Origin of the sequence: Streptomyces sp. NPDC050743, assembly GCF_044456925.1 — a bacterium.
Lineage (GTDB): Bacteria > Actinomycetota > Actinomycetes > Streptomycetales > Streptomycetaceae > Streptomyces.
In genome coordinates, this window is the sequence record NZ_JBITGJ010000264.1 from 1 (window position 1) to 3,421 (window position 3,421).

Genomic DNA, 3,421 nt, shown 5'->3' on the forward strand with positions numbered 1-3,421 from the left:
GCGGCCACGCCACGCCCGAATCCGCAACTCAACCCCGACACCGCCTGCCCGACCCCGAAACGATCACACCGGAATCAAGCCGGTGGATCCGGGCTGAGGCAAAGGGGTCTACCTCGGCTTGAGAGAAGTAAACAAAGAATTGCCCCCGGCCTCATGGCCGTGGGCAATTCTTTGTTTCAGGAGTCCTTCAGATCCGTGGATTCCTGAACTTGGGCCTTCAGTTGCTGTTCCGCCTCTTCGGCTCTCGCTTCACGAGCCTTCTGCGCACCTCGGACACGGCTAGGGCGCGTATCGAGTCCTGATCAATCTGCGGGATTCGCCCTCGGAGTGGGGCCTGGACCGGTAGATCTTTTTCCATGACGCGCGTGCAACTGACGGACGAGGAGTGGGAGTTCATCGAGCCGTACCTGCCAATCGGCGAGTACGGCCCGTACCCCGAGCGGTTACGGCAGCAGTTCGAAGGCGTGATCTGGCGGTTCAAGACCGGCGGGCAGTGGCGAGAGATGCCGCAAGAGTTCGGCGCCTGGTCGACCGTCCACAACCGCTTCCGGCAGTGGCGTGACGCCGGCGTCTTCGAGGCCCTGCTGGATGGCCTGATCGCGGAAGCGGCGAAGCGGGGAGAGGTGGACCTGTCCCTGGTCAGCATCGACTCCACCACCGCACGTGCTCACCACGACGCGGCCGGGATGCGCCTGGACCAGGACGTCATCACCGCGTTGGAGAAGGCTGCCGCCGAGGAGGAGAAGGCCAGGTCAAAGGGGGCCGCCTCGAAGAACAAAACGGTCAGGACACCGAGAGTGATCCCGAGCGGGAAGAGCGACGACGCATCCGCCGCCGCCGAAAACTCCGGCTGAAGGCCGCCCTTCTCGGACGCTCCCGGGGCGGGCAGACCAGCAAGGTCCACCTCGCCGCTGACCGCAAGTGCCGCCCGCTGGCATTCATCCTGACCGCAGGCCAGGCCGCGGACAGCCCACAGTTCATCCCCGTACTCAAGAAGATACGAGACCGCGGCCCCGTCGGCCGCCCCCGTACCCGGCCCGACGCGGTTGCTGGGGACAAGGCCTACTCGTCCCGTGGGAACCGATCCCATCTGCGCAAACACCGCATCAAGGCAGTCATCCCGGAGAAGAAGGACCAGACCGCCAACCGCAAGAACAAGGGCTCCAGGGGCGGTCGGCCCGTCAGCCACGACGCCGACCTCTACAAGGAGAGGAACACTGTCGAGCGCCTGATCAACAAGCTCAAGGCCTGGCGAGGCATCGCCACCCGGTACGACAAGACTCCCGCCAGCTACCTCGCCGGCCTCCACCTGCGCGCCTCGATGATCTGGATCAAAGACCTCACTCGGACCACCCATTGATCACGACTCAATACGCGCCCTAGCCACGGCGACAGCTCCACCGACCACCAACCCGCCGCCTACAGCCCCCGCAGTGGCACCCCTCGCGAATGCGGCCTTCTTGATTGCGCTGATGAGTTTGTCAACGCCACCCGCTTCTTTTGCCGCAGTCGTAATGACCTGGTACGCACCGAGATTCCCCATTTCGTACCCCCCTTGTTCTAGTGCCCGCGCCCTCCCCGGTTGCGGAGCATCAAGTTTCAGGACTCGTCAACTGCCCATGGTACGAGTCGCATTGCTAACGACACACATGTACTTCAGGGCCTCAGCCGCAGAACGTGTCCTTCACGGCCTGGATGACCTCGGCCGCCTGGCGCTCGTCCACCGTGGCGTTCCCACCAGTGAAGCGGTAGCTGACGTCCTTCACGAGCTGCTTCCCCTTCTGCCCGTCCTGGATCTCCTGGCAGGTGCTCACGGACCGGCGTATGGCCCGCTTCCTGTTCACCGTGATTCCGGGGTTGATCGAGGTCAGCTTGCGGAGGAGTTGCTTCTCCTCAGCCGCGTTGGGCTCATCGAGCTTGGCCGGCGCCTCGTGGGTCGGCTTGGCCTTCGGGGAGGGAGACATCTTCGCTGCGGGCTTCGCCTTCGCCGGGCCGTCACCCGAGGTGTCACTGTTGCCCGCGTTGGCGATGGCAGCCACCACCAGGACGCCACCAGCGATCAGCAGAGCCTTCTTCTTACCGTTCACAGTCTCTCCTCATGGAAGAGCCAGCCCCGTTGTGGGACTGGCTCTGGCCGGTGGCCTTTCTTTGTTTACGGGGCAGGCCCGTCCTAACTCTCCCGTCATCACTACTCCCAGGACTGTTTGGGAATGACCATGCCGAAGCTCCGGAGCGCACCGACACAGCCTTGTGACCAGGCAACCAACTGCTGATCGTTGAAGTCGACGGTCTTCACATCCAGTTGGCCGAGCACGTTGTCGTGTGCCACGCCCGCTTCGCAGTCATTCAGGGCCGTGTCGGCGTTCTCGTAGATGAACGACCAGTCGAAGGCGTCCTTATAACCCCGCTTGTACGCCGCAGACGAGGTGTCCGGCCCGCCGTCATCGGTGGCGACCTTGGCCACTCCGACGAGGATGATCACGGCCCAGGCGCAGCCGATGACTGTCCATACCCGCTTCTTGCCGTAGCGCTCGGCGAGCGTTTGCATGGAGATGTACCCCCCACTTGGTTCGTGTGATCGATGATCATAAGTGGTTGATCCATGAACGAGAAGAGGAGGGCTCGTGAAGACGGCGCTACCTCCTCCCGGCACCGTCCCTGAACGGTCTGACTCTCCGAGGGGCCCACCTCTGCGGGGGCGGGCCTGTCACACCTTGTGGAAACGAGGAAACCCCCCGCCAGTCGGCATCAGCGCACTGACACCTAGCTGTTCCGTCGCATGAGGTTGGTGCCACGGTCGGGATTCCGGCCAAAGCAACGCCTCGAACGCACGGTCTCCTCGGGCGGAGGTGACTCGATGATGTACAGATGACCTACATACCTCCCCCCGAACCCTCTCTGACATCGTCGGGTGAGACGCCCCGAAATGATCAGATATTGTGGGCGGGCACGACAGGAGCACCTCCCGCATGACCAGCACCAAGCCCTCCGGGCAAGATCCCGCGCCAAAGCCGAAGCGCCGCCGTTTCACCCCCGAGTACAAGCTGCGCATCGTCGCCGAATACGACGCGGCCCCCGCCGGGGACAAAGGCGCGGTCCTGCGCCGGGAGCGGCTGTACCACTCCCACATCATCGAGTGGCGCCAGGCCAGGGACGCCGGCGCGCTGGAGAGGCTGACCGACCACCGCACCAGCCCCGCTCGGCCGAAGAAGCACCCCGCCGAGGCGGAGAACGACAAGCTTCGGCGGCAGGTGGAGCGGCTGGAGAAGGAGGTCGCGAAGCGGGACGCCGCGCTGGAGGTGCTGGGAAAAACACACGCGCTCTTGGCTTGAGATTAAACCCCGGCAAGATCATTTCTTGTCGGGGTTCATCGTTCTCCTGCCGACAGGCACGGCCACCCGCGACCCTTCGGAGTGCTGAA

3 protein-coding genes and 1 pseudogene are annotated in these 3,421 nt (G+C 64.0%); 2 read left to right on the forward strand and 2 right to left on the reverse strand.

All coding sequences use genetic code 11. From position 1 onward, the window contains the following. The first annotated feature begins 356 nt into the window (after positions 1-356). Positions 357-1,360, forward strand: a pseudogene (locus ACIBJF_RS52660) (IS5 family transposase). Between the two features lie 304 nt (positions 1,361-1,664). Here the strand turns inward: ACIBJF_RS52660 and ACIBJF_RS52665 are convergent. Together ACIBJF_RS52665 and ACIBJF_RS52670 are read right to left on the reverse strand one after the other, a co-directional pair. After that, positions 1,665-2,087: a hypothetical protein gene (locus tag ACIBJF_RS52665; RefSeq protein WP_399185001.1), complete on the reverse strand. Its 423-nt coding sequence runs from the start codon at positions 2,085-2,087 to the stop codon at positions 1,665-1,667. A gap of 101 nt (positions 2,088-2,188) precedes the next feature. Then, on the reverse strand, positions 2,189-2,548 hold the full coding sequence (locus ACIBJF_RS52670; RefSeq protein WP_399185002.1) for a hypothetical protein: 360 nt from the start codon (positions 2,546-2,548) through the stop codon (positions 2,189-2,191). 421 nt (positions 2,549-2,969) lie between these two features. On the opposite strand from ACIBJF_RS52670, the gene ACIBJF_RS52675 reads away from it, so the two are divergent. Further along, entirely contained in the window at positions 2,970-3,332 is a 363-nt protein-coding gene (locus tag ACIBJF_RS52675; protein ID WP_399185003.1) for a transposase, read from the forward strand. The last annotated feature ends 89 nt before the right edge of the window (positions 3,333-3,421 follow it).

Excerpts from the sequence above, each read along its gene's own strand:
- ACIBJF_RS52670 (WP_399185002.1), bottom strand. The coding sequence starts at position 2,548 with ATGCAAACGCTCGCCGAGCGCTACGGCAAGAAGCGGGTATGGACAGTC.
- ACIBJF_RS52675 (WP_399185003.1), top strand. The coding sequence starts at position 2,970 with ATGACCAGCACCAAGCCCTCCGGGCAAGATCCCGCGCCAAAGCCGAAG.